This window comes from Halomonas sp. H2, assembly GCF_050215315.1.
GTDB lineage: Bacteria > Pseudomonadota > Gammaproteobacteria > Pseudomonadales > Halomonadaceae > Vreelandella.
On record NZ_CP189760.1, the window covers coordinates 179,259 to 202,432 of the forward strand.

12 protein-coding genes and 2 CRISPR repeat arrays are annotated in these 23,174 nt (G+C 55.6%); of the genes, 7 read left to right on the plus strand and 5 right to left on the minus strand.

Annotated elements, in window-relative coordinates:
* The first annotated feature begins 5 nt into the window (after window positions 1-5).
* From cas1f to cas6f, 6 genes are all read left to right on the plus strand, one after another.
* The gene (gene cas1f, locus ACQE2I_RS00890; RefSeq protein WP_427029621.1) at window positions 6-989 is read left to right on the plus strand and encodes a type I-F CRISPR-associated endonuclease Cas1f; all 984 of its coding nucleotides are present in this window, start codon (window positions 6-8) and stop codon (window positions 987-989) included.
* Window positions 989-4,333, plus strand: coding sequence for a type I-F CRISPR-associated helicase Cas3f (gene cas3f, locus ACQE2I_RS00895; RefSeq protein ID WP_427029622.1), 3,345 nt, complete (start codon window positions 989-991; stop codon window positions 4,331-4,333). Before cas1f ends, cas3f begins: the two co-directional genes overlap by 1 nt.
* A 431-nt stretch (window positions 4,334-4,764) precedes the next feature.
* Complete coding sequence (gene csy1 / locus ACQE2I_RS00900) at window positions 4,765-6,135, plus strand: type I-F CRISPR-associated protein Csy1 (RefSeq protein WP_427029623.1); 1,371 nt, start codon at window positions 4,765-4,767, stop codon at window positions 6,133-6,135.
* Window positions 6,128-7,096 (plus strand): type I-F CRISPR-associated protein Csy2, encoded by a 969-nt coding sequence (csy2, locus tag ACQE2I_RS00905; RefSeq protein ID WP_427029624.1) that lies wholly within the window; start codon window positions 6,128-6,130, stop codon window positions 7,094-7,096. The genes csy1 and csy2 overlap by 8 nt, the downstream gene beginning before the upstream one ends.
* A gap of 18 nt (window positions 7,097-7,114) precedes the next feature.
* The gene (gene csy3 / locus ACQE2I_RS00910) at window positions 7,115-8,140 is read left to right on the plus strand and encodes a type I-F CRISPR-associated protein Csy3 (RefSeq protein WP_427029625.1); all 1,026 of its coding nucleotides are present in this window, start codon (window positions 7,115-7,117) and stop codon (window positions 8,138-8,140) included.
* A 3-nt stretch (window positions 8,141-8,143) separates the two neighbouring features.
* Complete coding sequence (cas6f, locus tag ACQE2I_RS00915) at window positions 8,144-8,713, plus strand: type I-F CRISPR-associated endoribonuclease Cas6/Csy4 (protein ID WP_427029627.1); 570 nt, start codon at window positions 8,144-8,146, stop codon at window positions 8,711-8,713.
* 129 nt (window positions 8,714-8,842) lie between these two features.
* Window positions 8,843-15,166: direct repeats of the CRISPR family, unit length 28 nt; unit sequence GTTCGCTGCCGCCCAGGCAGCTTAGAAA.
* Between the two features lie 31 nt (window positions 15,167-15,197).
* Here cas6f and tnpC read toward each other — a convergent pair.
* From tnpC to ACQE2I_RS00940, 5 genes are all read right to left on the minus strand, one after another.
* Window positions 15,198-16,832: an IS66 family transposase gene (gene tnpC, locus ACQE2I_RS00920; RefSeq protein ID WP_427029628.1), complete on the minus strand. Its 1,635-nt coding sequence runs from the start codon at window positions 16,830-16,832 to the stop codon at window positions 15,198-15,200.
* A gap of 45 nt (window positions 16,833-16,877) precedes the next feature.
* On the minus strand, window positions 16,878-17,246 hold the full coding sequence (tnpB, locus tag ACQE2I_RS00925) for an IS66 family insertion sequence element accessory protein TnpB (protein WP_089675619.1): 369 nt from the start codon (window positions 17,244-17,246) through the stop codon (window positions 16,878-16,880).
* Window positions 17,246-17,563: an IS66 family insertion sequence element accessory protein TnpA gene (gene tnpA, locus ACQE2I_RS00930; RefSeq protein ID WP_062374215.1), complete on the minus strand. Its 318-nt coding sequence runs from the start codon at window positions 17,561-17,563 to the stop codon at window positions 17,246-17,248. The genes tnpB and tnpA overlap by 1 nt, the downstream gene beginning before the upstream one ends.
* 82 nt (window positions 17,564-17,645) lie before the next feature.
* Window positions 17,646-20,434: a CRISPR direct-repeat array (repeat unit 28 nt; unit sequence GTTCGCTGCCGCCCAGGCAGCTTAGAAA).
* A 218-nt stretch (window positions 20,435-20,652) separates the two neighbouring features.
* Complete coding sequence (locus ACQE2I_RS00935) at window positions 20,653-20,955, minus strand: hypothetical protein (protein ID WP_427029629.1); 303 nt, start codon at window positions 20,953-20,955, stop codon at window positions 20,653-20,655.
* Window positions 20,956-21,000: 45 nt separating this feature from the next.
* Window positions 21,001-22,026 carry an alpha/beta hydrolase gene (locus ACQE2I_RS00940; protein WP_427029630.1) on the minus strand — a complete coding sequence of 342 codons (1,026 nt, stop codon included), beginning with the start codon at window positions 22,024-22,026 and terminating at the stop codon, window positions 21,001-21,003.
* A gap of 99 nt (window positions 22,027-22,125) precedes the next feature.
* Here ACQE2I_RS00940 and ACQE2I_RS00945 point away from each other — a divergent pair, with 99 nt between their 5' ends.
* On the plus strand, window positions 22,126-23,154 hold the full coding sequence (locus ACQE2I_RS00945; RefSeq protein ID WP_427029631.1) for an acyltransferase family protein: 1,029 nt from the start codon (window positions 22,126-22,128) through the stop codon (window positions 23,152-23,154).
* Window positions 23,155-23,174: the final 20 nt, after the last annotated feature.

Here is a 23,174-nt window from a genome sequence, read left to right on the forward strand (position 1 = left end):
GCCGCATGGATGACTTATCGCCCAATGACCTAAAAACCATTCTTCATTCCAAGCGCGCTAACCTCTATTACTTGCAGCATTGCCGGGTGCTGGTGAACGGTGGCCGGGTAGAGTACGTCACCGATGAGGGCAGCAAATCCCGCTACTGGAACATCCCCATTGCCAATACCACCTCGATACTGCTGGGCACCGGCACCTCGATTACCCAAGCGGCGATGAGGGAGCTTGCCAAAGCCGGTGTATTGGTTGGGTTTTGCGGCGGTGGCGGCACGCCGTTGTTTGCGGCCAATGAGGTGGATGTAGACGTTGCCTGGCTAACGCCGCAAAGCGAGTACCGGCCCACGGAGTACCTGCAATACTGGGTGCGCTTCTGGTTTGACGATATAAAACGCCTGGATGCCGCCCGGGCGTTTCAGCAAGCACGCCTTGCCCGCATCGAAGCTCTATGGACAAGCCGCGTGATGAAAGACGCAGGCTTTAGTATCTCCACCGATCACCTGCAAAGCGCACTGAGCCACCACCGTGAAGCGATCAACAAAGCCCCCAGCACCGTCGACCTGCTGACCCTAGAGGCGCGTTTAACCAAAACGCTGTTCAAGCTGGCGGTGAACGCTGTCGACTATGGCGATTTCACCCGCGCCAAGCGCGGCTCGGGCACCGACCCCGCCAACCGTTTTCTCGATCACGGTAACTACCTCGCCTACGGTTTAGCGGCGACTGCCACCTGGGTGTTGGGTATTCCCCACGGCCTGGCGGTACTCCACGGCAAAACCCGCCGGGGCGGCCTGGTGTTCGATGTGGCGGATTTGGTGAAAGACGCGGTGATTCTGCCCCAGGCGTTTATCTCCGCCATGCGCGGCGATGAAGAGCAGGAGTTTCGCCAAGCCTGCATTGAGCGTCTCACCCGCACCGAATCCCTCGACTTTATGATTGATACCCTCAAGGAAGTCGCCCAGGAACTGGGGCAAGAATTGGGGAGCGGCGAGTAATGAACGTGCTGCTGATTTCCCAGTGCAATAAAAACGCCCTGAAAGAGACGCGCCGCATCCTCGACCAGTTTGCCGAACGCCGGGGCGACCGCACCTGGCAAACGCCGATCACCCAAGCCGGGCTGGATACCTTGCGCAAACTGCTGCGCAAAAAAGCCCGCAAAAATACCGCTGTTGCCTGCCACTGGATTCGTGGCCACGACCACAGCGAACTGGTGTGGGTGGTGGGGGACGCTTCAAGGTTTAATATCAATGGCGCGGTGCCAACCAATACCACTGCCCGAGATATCCTGCGCCGCCGCGATGAAAACGATTGGCACAACGGTGAAGATATTCTCCTGCTCACCGCCCTGGCTGCGTTACTGCACGATCTAGGCAAAGCCTGCGACGCCTTTCAGCAGCGGCTTAAAGGCAAGCTGGAAGGGCGCAACTTATATCGCCATGAGTGGATATCGCTACGCTTATTCCAAGCGTTTGTGGGTAGTGACGACGACGCCACCTGGCTGGCGCGTCTAGCCAAAGGCGACTATCAAGAGCAGCACTGGCTGGATGGTTTAGAGCGTGACGGATTAGATAACGCTACCTCTGCGGTATTTAGTCGTTTGCCGCCGCTGGCTGCTGCGCTGGGTTGGCTGGTGCTTAGCCACCACCGCCTGCCGCTAAAACCGCCGGAACAGGATGGCAATACTGAAAGGCGCTGGGGCAGAGGCAATGCGCCACTACAGGCGGAGCAGCTGGGCAGGCTGTTTGCTTCTATTCATGCCGAGTGGAACGAGATTCCCGACACCCAAGACCCTAAGCGTATCGCCCCGTACTGGCAATTCAGCGGTGGGTTGCCGTTGCGTACCTCCCGCTGGCGTGAACGTGCTACTAAGCTCGCAACACGGCTACAGGCACGGCTAAAAGCGGATCGTCACTGGCTGGAAAGCCACTACATCATGCACTTAGCGCGGCTAAGCCTAATGCTCGCCGACCATCACTACTCAAGCCTGGAAGATCTCCAGCATCGCGTACGCGGCGAACCCAATTATCCGCTAATAGCCAATACCGTGCGTAAAACCGGCAAGCCCAACCAGCCGCTTGATGAACATATCCTAGGGGTGGAAAAACACGCTGCGGCGGTCGCCCGGGCGCTGCCCAGTGTCGATAGTCACCTACCCCGTTTAGCGCGCCATAAAGGCTTTCGTAAGCGCAGTAGCCACCCGCGCTTTCGTTGGCAGGATAAAGCCTTTGACCTGGCCCAATCGCTAAGGGAGCGTAGCCAACGGCAAGGCTTTTTTGGCCTCAATATGGCCTCCACCGGCTGCGGCAAGACCCTGGCGAATGGGCGCATTATGTATGCACTGGCCGACCCTCAGCAGGGGGCGCGCTTTAGCATTGCGCTGGGGTTGCGCACGCTAACATTGCAAACCGGCCAGGCCCTTCGCGAGCGTTTGCATCTGGGTGAGGACGAACTCGCCGTGCGGGTGGGTGGCAGCGCCAATAAAGCGTTATTTGAGCATTACGAACAAGAAGCCGAAGCCAGCGGTTCGGCGTCTCAACAGGCGCTGATCGAAGAAGACGCCCACGTGGTGTTTGACGGCAACTTCGATAACCACCCAGTGCTGCGCCGTCTGAATAATGAGCCGGGCACCCACGCCCTTATCGCTGCGCCCATTTTGGTATGTACCGTTGACCACTTAGTGCCTGCCACAGAAAGCACCCGCGGCGGGCGGCAGATCGTGCCCATGCTGCGGCTAATGAGCAGTGATTTAGTGCTCGATGAAATCGACGATTTCGATATCAACGACCTGCCCGCGCTTACCCGACTTGTCAATTGGGCGGGGCTGTTGGGATCGCGGGTACTGCTATCATCGGCTACCTTGCCACCTGCTTTGGTCGAAGGGTTGTATGAAGCCTATCGTAGCGGTCGTGAAGCCTTTCAACGCCATCGCGGCGAGCCGGGTTTGGCAACGGATATTTGCTGCGCCTGGTTCGACGAGCACGACCGCCAGCATGAAAATTGCGCCAGTAGCGAGACCTTTAAGGCCGCGCATCACGCCTTTGCCAAGCGTCGGTTAGAGCGCCTATCTACTAGCCCGGTGCGCCGCCGTGGCGATATTTTAGCGTTGCCTGCGTTGGGTAAGCGGCCGGAAGAGATCAGGCCCGCGGTAGCGGCTCTGTTGTGTGAAAATGCGCTCGTGCTCCACCAACAGCATCACTCCGTTGACCCACACTCAGGCAAACGCGTCAGTTTTGGCTTGATTAGAATGGCCAATATTGACCCCTTGGTGGACGTAGCCAGAGCGCTGTTTCATCAGGGTGCCCCTGAAGAGGTGCGGCTTCACTTGTGCGTCTACCATTCCCGCCACCCATTGGTCATGCGCTCAGAAATTGAGCGCCGGTTGGATAAAACGCTGCAACGGGCTGAACCAGATCGCGTTTTCCAGCAGCCGGATATCCGCCGTTTGCTGGATAGCAGCGAAGAAAACGACCACCTGTTTATCGTTCTAGGTTCACCGGTAACGGAAGTAGGTCGCGATCACGATTACGACTGGGCGATTGTCGAGCCCTCTTCCATGCGTTCGATTATTCAGTTAGCGGGCCGGGTTCGCCGCCACCGCGAACAGGCCTGCGATGTGGCGAATATTCTGTTGTTAGATGCCAACTTAAAACATCTGGAGCGCCCGAGTGATCCTGCTTTTCATAAGCCCGGCTTTGAAACCAGTGAGCAATGGCGGCTTAGCAGCCATTCATTAACCAAGCTACTCGCTGCTGACGAGTACCAGGTGATTGATGCACGCCCTCGCGTGCTGGCGCGGGAACCCCTGCACGCCAAAGACAGCCTCGTCGACCTTGAACATGAGCGGCTACATCAACTGATGATCAAGCAGCCCGCCGAGCCATTGACCCAAAAAGAAATCAGGCTAGGCAAGCAGCCCCAATCACCGCCATTAGGCGCTTACAGTTGGTACGCCATGCCTCAGTTGCACTTAACCGGCGTAATGATTCAGCGCCAGCCGTTTCGTCAGCAAACGCAAAAGGAAGTGGCTCTGGCACTGCTGCCCGATGAAGGCGGCGAAACCTGGACACTGCACCGAGTGGAAGATGGTGACAGGCGGGGTGAAAAGCTCTACGTGCCAGTAGAGGAGAGCCTGCTCAAACGAATTGACGTAACAAGCGAACAGGGCGAGCGGATTCAACCCTGGGGCGCAAGTGACTACCTAACGACCCTCGCTGACCTAGCGGAAGATTTGGATATCTCGCTGGAAAGAGCCGCGCGTACCTTCGGCACTGTCACTGTTTCAGAAAGCACCAACGGCTGGTGGTACCACCCAGTACTAGGGTTTTCCAAGAGGAAATGAAGGCCGGTAAAATATACCGGCCAGCTGCCTGGGCGGCAGCAAACATTACGCTGATTAAGAAACTTTTCTGAGCTGCCTGAGCGGCAGCCTGAGTAGGGTAGCGGCATGGCCGATCAAAGTCATTATCTTGCTTTATAACGCTCATAAATAAACTGGTTGATATTATAAAAGTGGTGCTCTAGTATGAATTTAGCCAAGGGGTGGTTGCACACCTCCTTGGCTGGTTGAGGCAAGTTCATAAACAAACACTACCCAAATCTGCAGGGCCTGAGCAGATAGGAGGGATCGAGGCATGATTGGCTATCATGTGAACATAATACTTTGAACCGACTTTAAGTCGATTCACCGTAAATGCCCCGAGGTGTATTACCTCGGGGCTTATTTTGGCACGAATTGCCGTGCTGCCCAAATATGAATTTTAAGGATAAAGAATGCCTGCTATCCCAAATGGTAGTTGGCAGCAACTCCGAACACTGATTGAGGCCTTCCTAAAAGAGCGCTTTGATACCAAGGCGGAGAAGCTAGCTTCCGACGATCCGAAATACCAGGCGCTGGTCGAGCAGTTTCAGTTCGATACCTGGATCAATGATGCGGCAAGGCGTGTTGGTCAACTGCAAGTCGTTACACACTCCCTCAAACCTATCCATCCCGATGCCAAAGGCTCCAACCTTTACGCTCCTCCCGAATCGCTAAACAAACATTTTCTTGTAGGCAGCCACGCGCTACCCGCTGATTTTGCAGGCGATGTAGTAGGTAATGCTGCGGCATTAGATGTTTATAAATTTTTGAAGCTGGAATTTGAAGGCAAGCCGCTGCTTGAGCGTGCCCTGGAAAATGATGGCGAGTTTGCCAAAGCGTTAAGCGATAACGCCGAACAAGCCCAGGCGTGGATCAGTGCCTTTGCCACGATTACTGAACCGCGCGGTGTACACGCCTCCCACACTCGGGGCAAGCAGCTTTATTGGCTGGTGGGCGAGGACACTTTGGATGATGAAGACTTCCACCTGCTAGCCCCGCTTTATGCCACCTCACTGGCTCACCGCGTCTTTCAAACCATTAACCACGACCGCTTTAGCGAAGAAGCCAAAGAGGCCCGCAAGGCCAAGCGGGAAGGAAAATACGCGGGACAGCCGGTACACAGCTATCCCAACTTGGCCGTTCAGAAAATGGGCGGAACTAAACCGCAGAATATCTCGCAGCTGAATAGCGAGCGGGGTGGCAATAATTACCTATTAGCCTCAATGCCACCAAGCTGGAATGTGCGCGATATTCGCCCGCCGCTGAAGGTGGATTCAGTATTTAAACCGTTTGGTGTTTTCTACTACACAGGTGGCGTGAAAGGGTTGGTTAAAGACCTAAAACAGTTTCTCGAAACTAACCCTGCCACCGATATGCATACCCGCGACCTGCGCGATGATTACACCGCCATGTTGATGGACGAGCTTGCGCTCTTTGCCATGCAGATGCATAGCCTGCCGGCAGGATGGAGTGCTGATGAAACATGTGACTTGTCAGCAGAGGAAGCTTACTGGTTAGACCCAGGTCGCGCCGAGGAAGATAGCGCTTTTCGTGAAGCGCGAAACACGACGGATTGGGCCGACGATATTCGTCATCGCTTTGCTAACTGGCTCAACGCCGCGTTAGGCGAAAAACTCCCTTTTGGCGATGTGGAATTCCGCCACTGGCAGAAGGCGCTAGCAAAAGATGCAACGCATCAACGCTTATTGGATCGTGACCGCCGTTGGATGGAGAGCTTAATGGAGGACTTAAACAATCTACCGGGAGCTGATGACGATGAGTGAAGTTAACAACCTCCTAGTCCTGCCGCGCCTGCGGGTTCAAAACGCCAATGCGATTTCCAGCCCGATGACCTGGGGCTTTCCTTCTATGAGTGCCTTTGTGGGTTTGAAGCACGCCTTGGAACGCAAGCTGTGTGCTGCAGGCATCAACGTCGCCCTCGAAAAAGTCGGTGTTATTTGCCACGACTTTGAAGCCCAGGCCACCGAAGGCGGCTACATTCGCGGCTTTCACTTGACTCGTAATCCAGTAGATAAAACGGGCGGCACGGCAGCGATTGTAGAAGAAGGGCGCGTCCATCTGGATATCACGCTTGTCTTCTCCATTGATACCGCCGCAGACGAAAGCGAACAAGGGTTAATGGCCGAACAAATCAGTGAGATGGTGGCGGGGATGCGCATTGCCGGGGGCAGCGTGATTCCCAACCATGCCGTGCCAAGCCACAAGCAGCGCCCGCAATGGGTCGCGCTGGATGACGATGAAGACAAACGTCAAAAGCAGTTTGCCCGCCTAAAGCGCCGCTGGCTGCCGGGTTTTGCGCTAACCCTGCGCGACGACTACCTCACCGAGCACTTGCAAACGCTGCATCAGGAAAACCCCAATGCCAGCTTGCTGGATGCATGGTTAGACCTTTCCCGTCTAAATCATCACTGCACGCTGGAAAATGAAGGCGAGCCCAACGAGAAGCCAACATGGCAGGCGTATCGCCCCTACCGCGGTTGGCTGGTGCCCATTCCAGTGGGGTACGGCGCGATTTCCGATCTTTTCCAGCCCGGCGAAGTGGCCAATGCCCGTGATGCCAAGACCCACTTTCGCTTTGTTGAAAGCCTTTATTCCATGGGGGAATGGGTTAGCCCGCACCGCATTAAACAACCTGAAGACCTGCTTTGGTACCTGGATAACGACGAGGAAGCAGGGCTTTATCGACTCAATAACGATTACCACCTTCGCGCTGCTGCACAGTAATCAATAAGGAGCTCTACCATGGCTAAAAACGATACCCTCAAAACCGCTTCTGTTCTTGCCTTTGAGCGCAAGCTCGATCCTTCCGATGCCCTGCTTTACGCCAGCAGTTGGGAATCGCGGGAAGATAATCAGCAGTGGCAGCCAGTGGCGGTGCGCGAAAAATCGGTGCGCGGCACTATCTCTAACCGCCTAAAAGCCAAAGACCAAGACCCTGCCAAGCTGGATGCACAGATTGAAAATCCCAACCTGCAGACGGTGGATGTCGCCACGCTGCCCCACGATGCGGACACCCTGGTAGCGCGCTTTAGCCTGCGCGTACTAGCCGGTGCCGGAACGCCCTCGGCTTGTAATAACGCCGAGTACCAAGCCAAGCTGGAGCAGGCGGTCACCGAATATAAGCAAGCGCAAGGCTTTGGCGAGCTGGCGCATCGCTATGCTAATAACCTCGCCAATGGCCGCTTTCTATGGCGCAACCGGATGGGGGCAGAGCAAGTAGAAGTCAGCATTCGTCAGTTGGCCAAAGGTAAAGTTGCCCAAGAATGGAAGTTTGATGCGCTCACGCTTTCGTTAAGGGGTTTTGAAGACACCTCTGAGCTTAAAGAACTTGCAAGTGTCATTGCGCAAGCGTTAGCAGGCGAACAGCACTTACTGCTTGAGGTGGTGGCCTATGTGCGTATGGGCAGCGGCCAAGAGGTCTTCCCGTCCCAAGAGTTGATTCTTGACCGTGGCCGGGGCGATAAGAGTAAAACGCTTTATCACGTGAGCGATATTGCTGGCATTCACTCGCAGAAGTTGGGTAATGCCATTCGCACCATCGACACCTGGTACCCCAATGAAAACGATGACGACCTCGGCCCTATTGCCATCGAGCCGTATGGTTCGGTGACCACTCAAGGCAAAGCGTATCGCCAGCCCAAGCAAAAGGCCGATTTTTACTCACTGCTGGATAACTGGATGATTAAAGACCAAGTGCCTACTAAGGAAGATCAGCACTTTGTGATGGCAACGCTGATCCGTGGCGGTGTGTTCGGCGAAGCGGGGTAAACCATGGATCACTATATTGATATCCGCTTAAGGCCCGACCCGGATTTCGCCCCACCGATGCTGATGGGCGCGCTTTATAACAAGCTGCATCGGGCACTGTTTGATCTACAGGCAACGGATCTAGGTGTTAGCTTTCCAGCTCATAAACGCGGTGTTCGCGTCCGCACGTTAGGCGATCACCTGCGTTTGCATGGCACCCAGGAACGTCTAGAGGAACTGATGGGCGCTGGTTGGTTAGCCGGCATGCGTGATCACACCCAAATCAGCGAGCTGCTTGCCGTGCCTGAAAGTACCAAGCATATCAATGTGGCGCGCAAGCAGTTCAACACGGGTAGCCCCAGCCGAGCCAAACGCTATGCCAAGCGGCATGACATCACGGAAGACGAAGCACAGCAAATTTACGCCAAGCTAGCGGCGCGACGTATTGAGCTACCCTTCGTGCAAATAAATAGCCGTTCGACTCAGCAGCGTTTTAGCCTGTTTATCGAACATGGTGAGCCGAAAGAAAAACCGGTGGCGAGTTCGTTTAACCACTACGGTTTAAGCCCCAGCGCCACAGTGCCATGGTTTTGACCCTTTCTTCTAACATGAAAATAGGTGACTAATAATCAACCACTTAGCGGTATCGCTCCAAAAAGGGTGATACCGCTTTTTTTGGCTAAAGCTCTTTAACAATCAGCACATTAATTTTGATATGCTCTAGTTCGCTGCCGCCCAGGCAGCTTAGAAAGCCGAATACGCCACTCGCCGCAAGCAGTTCAAGTTCGCTGCCGCCCAGGCAGCTTAGAAATCTGGATGGAGTTCTTTATGGATTTCGTGATGGTTCGCTGCCGCCCAGGCAGCTTAGAAAGCCCAGAAGAGGGAGTCCTACGTTTTGAAGGGGTTCGCTGCCGCCCAGGCAGCTTAGAAAAGAAAAGCGAAGCCGTTCAAAAGCCAACACCTGTTCGCTGCCGCCCAGGCAGCTTAGAAATTCAGCACTGTCATTTCTTCATCCATCATTCTGTTCGCTGCCGCCCAGGCAGCTTAGAAAAGCCGCTCCTGCTCCCCGTAAGAAAACATACAGTTCGCTGCCGCCCAGGCAGCTTAGAAAAAGAGCTAGGCATTAGGCCAGTCCCTAACACGGTTCGCTGCCGCCCAGGCAGCTTAGAAATGACTACCGGGGCGCTGCTGGCTGGCTGGAGAGTTCGCTGCCGCCCAGGCAGCTTAGAAAACGAACTCACGCCACATAACGCTATAGACCTCGTTCGCTGCCGCCCAGGCAGCTTAGAAATGCTATCAGGCCACTGATAGCTATTTGATTTAGTTCGCTGCCGCCCAGGCAGCTTAGAAAAGCATCTTTAGCCTTGTTTTCAGGCTGCAACGGTTCGCTGCCGCCCAGGCAGCTTAGAAAAAAAGCAGACACATCACAGCTAGCAGCTCAAGGTTCGCTGCCGCCCAGGCAGCTTAGAAAACCGCGAGTCGCAGAGGTTCCTATGCCATCGGGTTCGCTGCCGCCCAGGCAGCTTAGAAACAGCGCTCACTAAGCATTTGCGGTGTCCAACCGTTCGCTGCCGCCCAGGCAGCTTAGAAAATGATAAAAGGAAACCCTGATTGGGTGGCGAAGTTCGCTGCCGCCCAGGCAGCTTAGAAAACCTGGATAGCCATTGGCTACGATTCCGCCCAGTTCGCTGCCGCCCAGGCAGCTTAGAAAAAAGGCAAAGGCAAAGGCAAAAGTGGGTGCGAGTTCGCTGCCGCCCAGGCAGCTTAGAAAACGCTATCGCCATAGCGAGCGCGAGCGTTCGCTGCCGCCCAGGCAGCTTAGAAAAGCGACACTCAGCGTTAAAAAAGCCAATAGGAGTTCGCTGCCGCCCAGGCAGCTTAGAAAACTATTTCTATTATTAAACGAAGCAGCATAAAGTTCGCTGCCGCCCAGGCAGCTTAGAAACATACTAGATATTCTCCCGTTAGATTGACCAAGTTCGCTGCCGCCCAGGCAGCTTAGAAAAACCACGCTCCCCTCCTGGGAGCGTAACAGAGGTTCGCTGCCGCCCAGGCAGCTTAGAAAAGTAATAGCCAAATGTACCATTGGCGATACTTGTTCGCTGCCGCCCAGGCAGCTTAGAAAGTAGCGCGGCGCGTATCTCACCACGGCTAGGGTTCGCTGCCGCCCAGGCAGCTTAGAAAATGCATGCCCAGGTGGTAGCGTTTAGAACGGCGTTCGCTGCCGCCCAGGCAGCTTAGAAAACGTTTCTTCGCTGGGCGTCGAACCAGCCCTTGTTCGCTGCCGCCCAGGCAGCTTAGAAAAATGTAATATTGGTATCAGGCGACTCGGCTTTGTTCGCTGCCGCCCAGGCAGCTTAGAAACTACCCTCACCACTTGCAAGCTGTTAGCGGATGTTCGCTGCCGCCCAGGCAGCTTAGAAACTTCCTAATAAATGCTTCAATAGACGCCAAGTGTTCGCTGCCGCCCAGGCAGCTTAGAAATGGTGCCATAGCTAGACGTTGATCCCGAAACGGTTCGCTGCCGCCCAGGCAGCTTAGAAAATATTGCGCATAATGGAGGCACTGCCTGGATTGTTCGCTGCCGCCCAGGCAGCTTAGAAATATCCACTCGGTACGGCACCGTTGACCTTCTAGTTCGCTGCCGCCCAGGCAGCTTAGAAAATATAGATAATAGCGATTACCCATTTGCTCGCGTTCGCTGCCGCCCAGGCAGCTTAGAAAAGGTGCCGCGATAACTTTTCTGAAATAACAAAGTTCGCTGCCGCCCAGGCAGCTTAGAAACGGCTGGTTTGCCGGCGGCGGTGGCGGCAGCACGTTCGCTGCCGCCCAGGCAGCTTAGAAATGCTGTTGCGTGGCTCTCGACCGCTCCTGCTCGTTCGCTGCCGCCCAGGCAGCTTAGAAAGGCCCCGCTGCTACGCGATGGCCAGTGGCAGCGTTCGCTGCCGCCCAGGCAGCTTAGAAAACACCATCATGGTCATCAGCACCGAATCTTGAGTTCGCTGCCGCCCAGGCAGCTTAGAAATGCCGGATCATTGGAGGGGGTCGGGTGTGCCTGTTCGCTGCCGCCCAGGCAGCTTAGAAAGGGCGCCGCGCCGTGGTGCGCCGTCGCGGCGGGTTCGCTGCCGCCCAGGCAGCTTAGAAAGCAAGCTGGAAGGCATCGAGCATATCCAGCAAGTTCGCTGCCGCCCAGGCAGCTTAGAAAACCCCGGCGACGGTCGCTTTCATATCCCCGCCGTTCGCTGCCGCCCAGGCAGCTTAGAAACACTTGATGAACCAATAGGAGTACGACCATGCGTTCGCTGCCGCCCAGGCAGCTTAGAAAAGCGCCGATGTGCTCGACGCTCAGGTCGTGGGGTTCGCTGCCGCCCAGGCAGCTTAGAAACGATAGCTCATATTGATAGGAGAAGTACCTTTGTTCGCTGCCGCCCAGGCAGCTTAGAAATTACGGGAAATACAAGGTGAGGGCTTCAAGGGGTTCGCTGCCGCCCAGGCAGCTTAGAAAATTTGTGTTTTGCAAAGCCGGTTGGCATGACTGTTCGCTGCCGCCCAGGCAGCTTAGAAAATAGGAGCAATGATAACGCGAAATAAATGGAGGTTCGCTGCCGCCCAGGCAGCTTAGAAAAGGCGTAATTTTTTTTCCTAGTGAAAAGGGGGGTTCGCTGCCGCCCAGGCAGCTTAGAAAAGCTCGAAAGTATTTCTTATCTAGCAGATAGCGTTCGCTGCCGCCCAGGCAGCTTAGAAATGATTTGAATGTCGAAAATATACATTCAGTAGGTTCGCTGCCGCCCAGGCAGCTTAGAAAAAGCGCTTCTTTGAGTTTTTCGGTAATTCTGCGTTCGCTGCCGCCCAGGCAGCTTAGAAAACCACCTGAGCCGAACGGCCCCTTAATTTCAAGTTCGCTGCCGCCCAGGCAGCTTAGAAAAAACAAGCAGAGTACGAACGCGAGCTTTCCAAGTTCGCTGCCGCCCAGGCAGCTTAGAAAGTAGTGGGATAGTTAGCGGGAGCCCAAAACTCGTTCGCTGCCGCCCAGGCAGCTTAGAAAGCATCGTAATAGCTCCTTTGCAGTGTTGCCGGGTTCGCTGCCGCCCAGGCAGCTTAGAAATCGATAAGCTTTAACTTTTCTTCTGCCCGCGCGTTCGCTGCCGCCCAGGCAGCTTAGAAATACCGCGCTGAATCGCACCTACTTTTGCCTTTGTTCGCTGCCGCCCAGGCAGCTTAGAAAAGCCTGCGATAGTCACCACCAAGAAGCCCCATGTTCGCTGCCGCCCAGGCAGCTTAGAAAAACATGACCCTGGGTGACGCGATAGTCGGGTAGTTCGCTGCCGCCCAGGCAGCTTAGAAAAGGGGAAGCGGTGGTTGCTGAAAAAATGGATCGTTCGCTGCCGCCCAGGCAGCTTAGAAAAATTAGAACTTAGTAGGATTCGTGACCTTGCAGTTCGCTGCCGCCCAGGCAGCTTAGAAAAGCGGCAAACTGCCCTGCCACAGCCAATATCAGTTCGCTGCCGCCCAGGCAGCTTAGAAAGTAAACGTTGATGTGGATGTAGATCTTCATGAGTTCGCTGCCGCCCAGGCAGCTTAGAAATAGCTAGACCTAGCACCCGATAGCCCTAAGCCGTTCGCTGCCGCCCAGGCAGCTTAGAAAAGTAGTACGTGAAGAATTCGCCGGTAAAATGAGTTCGCTGCCGCCCAGGCAGCTTAGAAAATCGGCATGGTGGCGGGGTGTTTAACTGTTGTGTTCGCTGCCGCCCAGGCAGCTTAGAAACGATCAACTCTTTAATGGCGTCCGTCACCTTTGTTCGCTGCCGCCCAGGCAGCTTAGAAAAATATCAAGCACGTAAATTGTTTGGCGTTCCGGTTCGCTGCCGCCCAGGCAGCTTAGAAAATGTTGTAAGAATGCTTGCATGTCCATGGTTAGTTCGCTGCCGCCCAGGCAGCTTAGAAATGCTGCCCATCTTCTACAATGGGAAGTATCCGGTTCGCTGCCGCCCAGGCAGCTTAGAAATGGAATGGTGGTGTTACTAGAGTTATAAGGAGGTTCGCTGCCGCCCAGGCAGCTTAGAAAGGGAAGGCAAATCCAGATAGCGCATTCATCCTGTTCGCTGCCGCCCAGGCAGCTTAGAAATATTACCAAACCGAGCGCTTAGGGCTCGGCACGTTCGCTGCCGCCCAGGCAGCTTAGAAAGTTCTTTGCGGATGATCTGCTGAGCCTGCAGCGTTCGCTGCCGCCCAGGCAGCTTAGAAATACGTTAGATCCACTATCGGAGAGCGGCCAAGGTTCGCTGCCGCCCAGGCAGCTTAGAAAATGCCGCCGCAATCGCCAAGCGATTGGTGTCGGTTCGCTGCCGCCCAGGCAGCTTAGAAAAAGCCCGCGAAGGTTCAGCCAGACTTCCTCCGGTTCGCTGCCGCCCAGGCAGCTTAGAAACAATCCTGCGTGACGACGAGCTCATTGAAGACGTTCGCTGCCGCCCAGGCAGCTTAGAAAATCATGAACGGATGCTTAGGGTGGGCGAGCATGTTCGCTGCCGCCCAGGCAGCTTAGAAAAGTTAAACGGTACGCCGTATAGGTCAGCAAGCGTTCGCTGCCGCCCAGGCAGCTTAGAAACCCGCGAAGGTTCAGCCAGACTTCCTCCGGCATGTTCGCTGCCGCCCAGGCAGCTTAGAAATATGACCCCGAAGGTAGGCACGCCAATAACCAGTTCGCTGCCGCCCAGGCAGCTTAGAAAACCAAGAAGCCCCATTCGTAGCCGCTAACCGCGTTCGCTGCCGCCCAGGCAGCTTAGAAACGTATTCGTGACCGACGTTAAAGGGGATCTGAGTTCGCTGCCGCCCAGGCAGCTTAGAAAAGGACACGCTCAGCATGGCCCGCGCTGTTTTAGTTCGCTGCCGCCCAGGCAGCTTAGAAAATACTACGCATGCAACAATCCGGTGGCGATAAGTTCGCTGCCGCCCAGGCAGCTTAGAAATCACTGAACGCGTAAGGCTCACCCGCTTGCTTGTTCGCTGCCGCCCAGGCAGCTTAGAAAGCATAGCAGTGTCTATAGCTGAATCAGTCCATGTTCGCTGCCGCCCAGGCAGCTTAGAAAATGAAGCGCCTCGTGGTGCCAATTCTGACCCCGTTCGCTGCCGCCCAGGCAGCTTAGAAAAGTAGCGCAAGGGAAGCCGTTTAACTCAAAAAGTTCGCTGCCGCCCAGGCAGCTTAGAAAAAGCCAACGCCGTTACCGATGAGAGCTGGTACGTTCGCTGCCGCCCAGGCAGCTTAGAAAATGTGCCGCTTAAGCTGATTTCGTCGTACTTCGTTCGCTGCCGCCCAGGCAGCTTAGAAAACTGGGCTACAGCTCTAGGGTCGCGAGTCGGGGTTCGCTGCCGCCCAGGCAGCTTAGAAAAATAACCCTACCGCCCTTACGCCGTGCATAACGTTCGCTGCCGCCCAGGCAGCTTAGAAAACGACTGGGTGCCTGTTAGCCACATTGAATGGGTTCGCTGCCGCCCAGGCAGCTTAGAAATAATGCCGGTACTTATGTAACCGAGATAGCGAGTTCGCTGCCGCCCAGGCAGCTTAGAAACCCCAGAACCAACCCCTCGGGTTACTCCATGCTGTTCGCTGCCGCCCAGGCAGCTTAGAAAAAGCGCTTGAGCTACGTCGCCAAGCCGGAGGTGTTCGCTGCCGCCCAGGCAGCTTAGAAATGGGCACTACTGATTGGAACGCGCAGATCACCGTTCGCTGCCGCCCAGGCAGCTTAGAAATTCAGGCGATACGCTTCAGCCAATTCAGGTTCGTTCGCTGCCGCCCAGGCAGCTTAGAAATCTACATCAATCCCTTCTTCACCGTTTTCCAGGTTCGCTGCCGCCCAGGCAGCTTAGAAACCCACCCATCCCAGGCCGGCCCTCTTATTACGGTTCGCTGCCGCCCAGGCAGCTTAGAAACTGGAATACAGGCATCAGTTACAGCGCCCCAGGTTCGCTGCCGCCCAGGCAGCTTAGAAAAGCGGCGAAAAAAGAAATCGAAGAAGAGGACGGTTCGCTGCCGCCCAGGCAGCTTAGAAAAAGTAAGCGCCATTAAACCGACCCACTTTCCCTAACCGTATTGAGCCACATTTTTTAAAGCTGGCAGCTCTGCATTCCAGGGTAAGAGCGTTTCGAGTTGTTCGAGGGTAACTGCATCGGCGATGTGCGTCAGCACATGATGGATGTAAGCCGACGGCTCCAGTCCGTTGGCCTTGGCCGTTTCGATCAGCGAGTAACAGGTGGCGCTGGCTTTCGCGCCCTGCGAGGTATCGGCGAACAGCCAGGCTTTTCTTCCCAGAGCGAACGGGCGGATGGCATTCTCGGCACCCGCGTTGCTGATTTTCAGGTCGCCGCGTTTGCAGTAGCCCACCAGCGTGTCCCACTGGTTCAATGTGTAGTCCATGGCCTTGCGAGTGAGCGAGCCTTTCAGCACCTTGCTGGCGTTTTTCTCCAGCCAGGCCTTGAAGGTGTTCAGCAGCGGCAGGCTTTTTTCCTGACGCACGCGATAGCGCTCGGCGTCACTCAGTTCGTTCGCGGCTTTCTCGACGGCGTACAGTTTGCGGATGTGGCTGAGGGCCACATCGGCTTTCGAGGGCTGGCCTTTTTTGCCCTTGGCTGGCGCAGCCCGGGAGGCTTCCACGAACTTGCGCCGGGCATGGTCCCAACAACCGATGCGTGTCAGGCCGTTTTCACGGCAGACCTGCCCATAGCCGGAATAGCCATCGGCTTGCAGAATACCCTGGAAGTCATCCAGCAGGCGCACTGGCACCTGGCCGCCACGGGATGGGTCATAATCGAACAGTACCGAGGGTTTGCCGGGTGGCCCGCCTCGGGTCACCCACATCCACTTGTCCGATTGGGCTTTTTTGCCATCCTCCTTGAGCACCTGGATCCGGGTTTCATCGGCCTGCAGGTAGTCACTGCCGTTCTGGGTTTCACGTATCAGGGTCATCAGCGGTTTGAACACGTCGTTCAGGCGGATGATCCAGTGGGCCATGCTGGTGCGGCTCAGGTCATGACCCAGGCGCTTGAACATCTGCTCCTGCCGGTACAGTGGCAGGCCATCGGCGTACTTGGAAGTGATCAGGTAAGCCAGTAGTGACGGTGTGGCAATGCACTTGCCCAGTGGGTGCTTGGACCGGGCGGCCGCAATGACATGCTCTTGGCCGTCTTGTTCGAACACCGCCTTTTCCTGCCAGTACTCCAGGACTTTCAGTTGGGCCGGGATATACTCCAGCTCTTCTTTCACTTTGGTGAAGAAGGTCTTGCTGGCGCCGGCTTTCTCGTCGTCGCTGAGGGTCAGCTCAATACGCTCACGCAAAAGCGTGTCGGAGAAGCCGCGTTGGCGGCGCTTGCGGGAGCGAGGCGGCGCATCGGCTTCTTCCACATCGTCAGGGAGTTCGTCGCGTAGTTCGTCAATCGCCACTTCCAGCTCGGCTTCATCGAACAACACGATCTGGTTGGGCTGTTTTTCACTGCTTGCGGCGAACTGCTGGATCTTCTTGTGACGCAGCAGCTCTTCGAGAATAGCGATATAGTTGTCGCGACGCCGGAGGGCCTCATCATGCTGCTGCAACTGACTCTGCAGAGCCGCTTCTTTCGCGGCCAGTTGTTCCTGCAAATCGTTGATAACCGCCGCCATTTCAGCGGGCGAGAGACCGCTGAAATCGGGTGTTTTGGGCGTGTTATCAGGCGTTGTTTTCATGGCGAAATGATAGCAAAAACAACGCCCTGACACACTTAAAAAGTGCTACCCAACGCTCTCATAATGCAGGGTTTTATGGCCCTGCAGCAGGGTGATGTCGTAGCCGTCCAGCAACCAGTTGATCTGCTCGCCGTTCAACGGCATCAGCTCATCCGACGGGCCCGGCCATTTGAATTTTTCCTCGGCCAGGGACTTGTAGTAAAGCACAAAGCCGTTGTCTTCCCACATCAGACACTTAATCTTGTTGCGCTGCCGGTTGGTGAACGCATAAAGCGCGCCGGAGAACGGGCTGTGCCCCAGTTCCTGTTCAACCAGCAGGGCCAGGCCGTTGGCCTGCTTGCGGAAATCGACAGGCTGTCGATACAGGTAAATCTCCGGCAGGTCCCAGGAGGGGCGCAGATAGCGGTGGCGCATTACAGTTGCCTCAGCACGGCACCGAGCAACTCCACATTGCCGGCGTGCAGGCCGGTGATCGAGACGCCGCCGGGCAATGACACCGTTAATCCTTCTGACGACTCCGGACCAGGCACTGCCGATACCTTGGCAAAGCCGGGCGACGACACGGGTTGCTCCGGAAACGACGCCTCCGGTTCGGTCAGCTTTTTACGCCAATAAACAAAGCGGCAATAGGTTAGTGACTGCTGTTGGCAGTAGGCCATGCCGGACAAACCGGATGCCTGCCAGTCTTCGATACGTTGCTGCCAGAGCCGTCTGCGTTCGATGTGTGTCATGCTGATTCCTCCTGGTGTTTATGAGGAAATCAGTGTGGGCAATTTCAGGGCGTGGCTGTAGGTGCCGATTTACGGGCGCTTACTTCGCTGCCGCCCAGGCAGCTTAGAAATGGTCGATAACCGGCGAAGCCGCCTGGTCGATGTTCGCTGCCGCCCAGGCAGCTTAGAAAATTCACACAACTAACGCACGCTAAGGCTTTCATGTTCGCTGCCGCCCAGGCAGCTTAGAAAGTCGTACACAACTTCTTCAATGATGTACCCGTGTTCGCTGCCGCCCAGGCAGCTTAGAAATCGCTAAACCCTAACCGCTACCTATGCATTGCGTTCGCTGCCGCCCAGGCAGCTTAGAAAGCAATCGCTTGGCGATTGGTGTCGTGACCATCGTTCGCTGCCGCCCAGGCAGCTTAGAAATATAGGTAAAAAGGGACGTTACGAAACTTGCTGTTCGCTGCCGCCCAGGCAGCTTAGAAAGGATGTTGAAAGTTTGGAAGGATTCGAGTTAGGTTCGCTGCCGCCCAGGCAGCTTAGAAAGTCACCGGCGGACGCTATTTTTTCGGCGTACAGTTCGCTGCCGCCCAGGCAGCTTAGAAATGGGCGATAACCGGCGAAGCCACCTGGTCGATGTTCGCTGCCGCCCAGGCAGCTTAGAAATAGCGCGTCTAGGTTGCGATCCCAAAAACCAGGTTCGCTGCCGCCCAGGCAGCTTAGAAAAATACCGGTCATCATCACCCCGGCGCATGTACGTTCGCTGCCGCCCAGGCAGCTTAGAAAAGTTGAGGTTGACTGCTACGGCCTAGTGCGCCGTTCGCTGCCGCCCAGGCAGCTTAGAAAAGTGCGCGCAACTGAGTAACGTTAACGCCCAGGTTCGCTGCCGCCCAGGCAGCTTAGAAATGAAAGCGGGTGAGCCACTGTCCGCAACTCGCGTTCGCTGCCGCCCAGGCAGCTTAGAAAACCAAAGCGCCTCACTATTTTTAGCGCACCAAGTTCGCTGCCGCCCAGGCAGCTTAGAAAATTTAAAAGAAAGTGCAGAGTTTCAATTTCAAGTTCGCTGCCGCCCAGGCAGCTTAGAAAACTGAGCAAAAGGCGCTTGTGTCGCGTCTCTAGTTCGCTGCCGCCCAGGCAGCTTAGAAATTAAATATGATCCTTATCTATTGACGAACATAGTTCGCTGCCGCCCAGGCAGCTTAGAAAAGCTACTACGAAGATGGTGCAGACGACTACTAGTTCGCTGCCGCCCAGGCAGCTTAGAAAAGCTACTACGAAGATGGTGCAGACGACTACTAGTTCGCTGCCGCCCAGGCAGCTTAGAAATGGGCAATCCTGATTCCCAAAACTTATCGAAGTTCGCTGCCGCCCAGGCAGCTTAGAAAGTTGAGCCAGACTTCCTGACGCATATTATCGAGTTCGCTGCCGCCCAGGCAGCTTAGAAATGAGGGCATGGTTGGCCAGATGCGAGCGTCAAGTTCGCTGCCGCCCAGGCAGCTTAGAAATAAGCCAGGGATACTGCCACCGCCACCCATACGTTCGCTGCCGCCCAGGCAGCTTAGAAAAAGCTCAAGAGTTGGCACTGCGCGCAACGCTTGTTCGCTGCCGCCCAGGCAGCTTAGAAATGAAAGGTCGAGCCTTTTTGTAGCTGGACGGTGTTCGCTGCCGCCCAGGCAGCTTAGAAAGGATCCACTGCCGTAGTAGGGCGCGAGGAATGGTTCGCTGCCGCCCAGGCAGCTTAGAAAGCCCGCGACTACTACAAACGCCCCTCGCTACTGTTCGCTGCCGCCCAGGCAGCTTAGAAATGAACGATAGAAACGCGGTTGTTGCGGTATTGGTTCGCTGCCGCCCAGGCAGCTTAGAAACATTGCTCAGCATGACTGACGCCGCTGCGCAAGTTCGCTGCCGCCCAGGCAGCTTAGAAATTGCACCATCACCGCCCCGTCACCACCTACAAGTTCGCTGCCGCCCAGGCAGCTTAGAAATACCTCGGCAAGCCGATTTTCATGGACGATTCGTTCGCTGCCGCCCAGGCAGCTTAGAAATGTGACGTGTTGCATGGCCTGAATGGCGATATGTTCGCTGCCGCCCAGGCAGCTTAGAAAAACAGTGAGCCGATGCAGCACATACGCAACCGGTTCGCTGCCGCCCAGGCAGCTTAGAAATGGAAGTGTTCGGGGGAAACTGGCACTGGAGCGTTCGCTGCCGCCCAGGCAGCTTAGAAAGTTGGCCGGGGCTGATCGTATGAACATGTTGAGTTCGCTGCCGCCCAGGCAGCTTAGAAATAATCCTGACTGCGTAAAGTGTGACGGTATTGGTTCGCTGCCGCCCAGCCAGCTTAGAAAATTTCAAAGTGCCGGAAGGGACAACCGGCGATGTTCGCTGCCGCCCAGGCAGCTTAGAAAATGGCCGCGATTGCGCAGCACAACGTGAGCGTGTTCGCTGCCGCCCAGGCAGCTTAGAAAGTCTGCGTACGGAAGATCTTCTTGCAGGGATTGTTCGCTGCCGCCCAGGCAGCTTAGAAAAATCCCCCAGTCGTGCACAGTCTGCGCAGATAGGTTCGCTGCCGCCCAGGCAGCTTAGAAAAAACTGGGTAGCAAGCTCCGCTAGTAGAATGTGTTCGCTGCCGCCCAGGCAGCTTAGAAAATCAATGGCGCGCCACAACGAAGAGGCCTCAGGTTCGCTGCCGCCCAGGCAGCTTAGAAATTCTTCGATTCGCGCTAGGTATTCCGCTGTAAGTTCGCTGCCGCCCAGGCAGCTTAGAAAGCGAGAATAATAAAGCTTCTTGTTGGTAAATTGTTCGCTGCCGCCCAGGCAGCTTAGAAATTCGAGATACCGGCAACCCGGGACAATAGGAAGTTCGCTGCCGCCCAGGCAGCTCAGAAAAAAAGCGCGACGGTGGCCTGCAAGCAGTCCGCGTGCGCTGCCACCCAGGCAGTTACAGATAGATAGGCATGTACCCATGGCACCGCTGCGCGGGTGCGCCTGAGGCTTGCCACGCGCTACCCGGAATATGCATGACTCGTAACAAGTGGGCATGCGTGTATTGCCGAACTGCAGTTCAACGTGGTGGCTTTCGCTGAATTTCGATCAATGCTAGGGCTTTAATCTTCTTGGGGCGGTGTTTCTAGCGCGCGTTTGTCGTCGGGTACTCTGACGAGATTGCCGATTTCTAATTTGTTATGGTTTTTGTGGCGGCCGCCGTTAGTATCGATGATGGCGACGACTTCGCCGATGCTAACGGCATCATCTTCTCGATAGGCTTCTACTTTAACGCGCACCATGACGCCTTGGTAACGCGCGGAAATGATGTCGCCGGGGCCTGGGGGGTTATGGTCGGGATCATTTTTGAAGTACTCCGCTACGCTAGCGCTACCTGGGTTATCCCATTCGATATGCTGATGCATCGTCGTCTTCCTTGTCATGTTGGATGTTACTTTAGTGTAGTGCGTTCAGCTGCTTACTTCCTTAGGACTTTCTGCCGCCGGGCTTTCTTCTACAGGGCTTTCTCCTACAGAAATGTCTTCTTCAGCCGTCTCTTCCACTGCTGCTAGGTTATCGGGCTGCCCTACGTACTGAAATAGGAAGTTCAGAGCGGCTGGTAGGCTGGCGCGCCACACTTGCCATGTGTGACCGCCGGGGTAGAGGTCTAGGCGCACATCGTTGGGCTGAATGCGCTCCATGGCTTGGCGCATTACGCGAGCGTGAAATTCTGCGTCGTATACGTCGCTGTGCCCGGCGCTGATATATAGTGGCACCGGGGAGATGTCGGGCTTTTCTGCGCTACCACGGGGGGTAACTTGCAGGCGGTACGCTTCTAAATGTGCGGTGTAGTTCAGGGTTTCCCACAGCTGGCGGTCGAACTGGCCTTGTTCATTGATAAAGGCCGGATGGCGCCAGGCGGAGGAGTTGCGCGGCGGAAGCGGTACGTAGCTGGCGGGGCTTAGGGCGGCTACGGCGGCAAATAACGCCGGCCGTTCTAGCGCGAAGTTGAGCGCTCCATAGCCGCCCGCTGAAAGCCCGGCTACGCCACGTAGGTTGCGCTTTTGTCCTACATGGTAGGTCGCTTCTACGTGGGGCATTAGGTCGTTGAAAAATGCGCTGCGGGCGGGTTCATTGTGCCCATCGACCCACCAGCTGCGGCTGCCGGGCATGATATAAACCGCCGGTGGAATGTGGCCGGCGCGGATTAGCCTATCGGCCACCTGCTGCAAGTGACCGCGGGAAACCCAGTCGCGGTGTGTCCCAAATGAGCCATGCAACATATAAATCACTGGATACGCGTCTGTCGCCTGAGCGTCATAACTGTCAGGTAAATAAACGCTGTAGGGATAGTCATAACCTAGGGTCGGTGAGAAAAACTGATGGTGTTCGACCTCGCTGGCTAAACTATGGCCACTGAACGTTAGCCATCCAATCAATGCGGTGAGTAGGGCGTGAAATCGGTATGAGTAGAGTGGCAGCTTGGTGGTGAGCACGTTTCCCCCAGGAATTAATACTGCTTAGTGAGGTCGGACAGCGCAACGGCATAGGTTGTTCATCTTACAAGAATATAGGTAGTTGCGGCAGGAGGCCTAATGCGGAAAGTTGAGGAGATCTATTGGTTACGTGCTTACGGCTGTATAGCCGTTTTTTTGTTTCATTTATTAGATCATGTCAATCAGCGCCTCGATAACGTCGCGACCGACCTAATGCGGCTTCCTCTGGTATTGGGTACGCCGATCTTCCTGTTTATTTCGGTGTTTGTGTTTGCCGTTCGTTACGATAAATCTGTGCCTGATGGGTTTCTTGCCCAGCGGGTGAAGTATGTGATGGTACCGTACGTCGTTTATGGGTTTATTTATTCGACGGCTGAATGGGTCAGCCTGCGGGCCTCTGATGAGCCGGTGGGGTTTGTTGCCAATGCTATTGAGTATTATGTGTACGCGGGATGGCATGGCTACTTCTTGATTATTGCGATGCAGTTTTATGTGGCTTACTGGTTGTTTACCCGTTGGCAGCTGTGGCGTTTGAACCCGGTGCCGTGGCTGTGGGGTGCCTGTGTGATGAGTATGGTGTATTGGGGCCTGGCCTACTGGTTTGACGTTGACTTGCCCGGTTACCTGCTGTGGATCGCGCCGCTGGGGTGGATCTATGTGTTTTTCTTGGCATTGGTACTGGTACGTTACTATCCGCTAGCCCCCGTGAGCGTGTTAGCTCAGCGGCCTAACTGGATGCAGCAGATGGCCCACCCGGCATGGCTGGCGCTGTTGGTGGCGCTAATCATAGCGGCTACCTTTGCGGGTTGGTTGGCGTTCTCCTCCAAAGAGGTGTGGGTGATTCCTTTTTTCGTGCTGTTTACGCTGTGCGCCATGCGCTACTTGGCCAGGCGCACAGCGCCTTTATGGGTGCGTCACATCAATGCGTATTCGTTCGGTATTTACTTGGCTCACCCTATGTTCTTTGTGCTTACCGACCTGGCTCTTGAGCCTTTGTCGTTACCGGTTGGGGGGTATGCGCTGGTGCTCGTAGTGGTGGGCGTAGTGGGGTCAGTGGGCCTTAATAAGCTGGCCAATACCACCGCACTGGGAGCCATGCTATTTGGCAAACAGCTGAAGGTTAGCTAGTAGCAGCCAAAAGAGCAGTG

Excerpts from the sequence above, each read along its gene's own strand:
- cas1f (WP_427029621.1), top strand. The coding sequence starts at position 6 with ATGGATGACTTATCGCCCAATGACCTAAAAACCATTCTTCATTCCAAG.
- cas3f (WP_427029622.1), top strand. The coding sequence starts at position 989 with ATGAACGTGCTGCTGATTTCCCAGTGCAATAAAAACGCCCTGAAAGAG.
- csy1 (WP_427029623.1), top strand. The coding sequence starts at position 4,765 with ATGCCTGCTATCCCAAATGGTAGTTGGCAGCAACTCCGAACACTGATT.
- csy2 (WP_427029624.1), top strand. The coding sequence starts at position 6,128 with ATGAGTGAAGTTAACAACCTCCTAGTCCTGCCGCGCCTGCGGGTTCAA.
- csy3 (WP_427029625.1), top strand. The coding sequence starts at position 7,115 with ATGGCTAAAAACGATACCCTCAAAACCGCTTCTGTTCTTGCCTTTGAG.
- cas6f (WP_427029627.1), top strand. The coding sequence starts at position 8,144 with ATGGATCACTATATTGATATCCGCTTAAGGCCCGACCCGGATTTCGCC.
- tnpC (WP_427029628.1), bottom strand. The coding sequence starts at position 16,832 with ATGAAAACAACGCCTGATAACACGCCCAAAACACCCGATTTCAGCGGT.
- tnpB (WP_089675619.1), bottom strand. The coding sequence starts at position 17,246 with ATGCGCCACCGCTATCTGCGCCCCTCCTGGGACCTGCCGGAGATTTAC.
- tnpA (WP_062374215.1), bottom strand. The coding sequence starts at position 17,563 with ATGACACACATCGAACGCAGACGGCTCTGGCAGCAACGTATCGAAGAC.
- ACQE2I_RS00935 (WP_427029629.1), bottom strand. The coding sequence starts at position 20,955 with ATGCATCAGCATATCGAATGGGATAACCCAGGTAGCGCTAGCGTAGCG.
- ACQE2I_RS00945 (WP_427029631.1), top strand. The coding sequence starts at position 22,126 with ATGCGGAAAGTTGAGGAGATCTATTGGTTACGTGCTTACGGCTGTATA.